This is a genomic window from Labilibaculum sp. K2S, from assembly GCF_030372765.1.
Classification (GTDB): Bacteria; Bacteroidota; Bacteroidia; order Bacteroidales; family Marinifilaceae; genus Labilibaculum.
Map to the genome: position 1 here is coordinate 1 of NZ_JAUCMW010000058.1, position 2,035 is coordinate 2,035.

Sequence of the window (2,035 nt, forward strand, 5' to 3'; positions counted from 1 at the left end):
TTCTGTGAGGGGTCAGTATCACCCGGACAAGGGGTCAGCATCACCGGAATATGCAAAACATTGCAATGACACCAAACATTTCAGACTTATGATTCCCATAACATGTTTAACAACACCTTTTATTAAGGTTGCCTTTTGGCTAAGCAAGGAATAAAAGGGTATTTAAACCAAATCACATATTATTATTATGAAATTAAATTTTTTAAAGGCCGGAGCCAGAATTCTACTTGTAGTTTTCTTTTCCTCGTTACTGATCATTAGTTGCGAAAAGGATGATGAGTTTGTACAGCCCAATGCAAAAATACAAAATCATGAATTTTTCAAACATCAATAAACCGGTGGCGATGAATTTAAGACTTATATTCTTGAATGCTTGGCACAAGCGGATGATTCTCTTTCTTTTACCTGAGATTTTGTTAAAACGTATGGTTTCCCTCAATGGGATTGTGGAATGAGTTTTAATGTAGAGAATCGAAATTCTCTAATTATACCTATTTTAGACAAAACAAATGAGTCTATTAGTGCTTTGTATTATCTAAAATATAGTGGCAGCGATATTGAAACTTATCTGTTTATGAATGACCATGATGATGCCGCTTATTCTTATTTGAGTAGAATGATTCAGTATTTTGAGAAAATTATGAATCTGAAAATTTCAAATGATGATATTATAGTTACAATTAAAGGTTCTGATGGTACTAAAAAAACAAAAGCCAGATCAGAGATTATGGAAACTTGCTACTCTTGGGAACAATTATGGATTGATTCTAATGGGAAAAGCCATTATGATCCTTACAAAGAATGTTTTATTCATATCGAAGTACGTTCTGATTTCCATACATCAAGGGGTGATTGGAATCTAAATAGCAGTGGTAATTATAAGCCTAATGATTCTTATAATGGTGGTTCAGGGAATGGAAATGGGGAGCCAGAACCTATAGATCCTGTAGAAATTACAAAAAAACAAATTCAAAAAGATCTTTGTAATACTTTTAATGGTATAGTTAATATTAGTTCAATAAAAGAAAATATAGATGAACTTTCGTTACCTCAAGAACAATTTATTATTGGGTTAGCTAATATTGCTGCGATGAGCGAATTAGGCTTACCATTCACCAGTTTAAAAAATGACTTAGGTAACTATCCAAATGATAGTAATCTATATAGTAAATTAAATAAGCTAAATAACCATGAGAAATACACGGCAAACTGGGAACGAACTGGGAATAGTAACGCTAATTGCGACTATGCATTAATTTCTCCTGAAATCAACAGCTCAGGTTTTCAACTCAAATTTTATCCTGAAAAGAATGGTGAATATAATGCATTAGGCCTTGTAAAAGACGGATTAGCTGATCACACTATCGAAGGAGCTTTAGAGTATATTGAAGGCTGGCTGAGAGATAATCAAGGCTTCGAAGATGACTTCTTATATGATATGCACCTGTATAACGCACTAAATTTTATGGAGGACTACTGCAATGATTAAACAAATCCGAATTCATATTGTATTACTATTGTTTATGTATACTATTTTTATATTGAGCACATTAACATATGGAAGAAAATTTTCCGATGACACAATCAAAGTCATAGGTTATTATGGAGTATTCGTTATCATTTTATTTATTCTCAACTTGATAAAAAAAAGAGTATTTAGATGGAGTGCCTTTATATTCGTATTATTTCTCCCCATCTCATATCTTATTTTAACTGGGACTAAAGATTTAAATTACACATCATTGAATATATTGCTTAGTGGAGCACAAATGAATGCACCATTTTTACCAGAAAATTTAACATTCGAATTGAAGAATCATTTAGAAAATGTGGTAATCACCTATTCATTGTATTTTTTACTACCCCTATTCTATTGGTATGGTCTTTATTTCATATCAAAAAAAATAGTGAATAGATTGTTTACTTCCAATAAAACAACATTATAATTAGTGCGATCCAAAATCTAATAAATCATTAGTTACAGCCCCAAATCACAAACGATTTGGGGCTGTTTTTATTTGCAAAATGCAAAAAG

At 31.6% G+C, this 2,035-nt stretch carries 1 protein-coding gene; it reads left to right on the plus strand.

The features are described from left to right. Window positions 1-451: 451 nt before the first annotated feature. Window positions 452-1,489: a hypothetical protein gene (locus QUH73_RS20625; RefSeq protein ID WP_289532335.1), complete on the plus strand. Its 1,038-nt coding sequence runs from the start codon at window positions 452-454 to the stop codon at window positions 1,487-1,489. The last annotated feature ends 546 nt before the right edge of the window (window positions 1,490-2,035 follow it).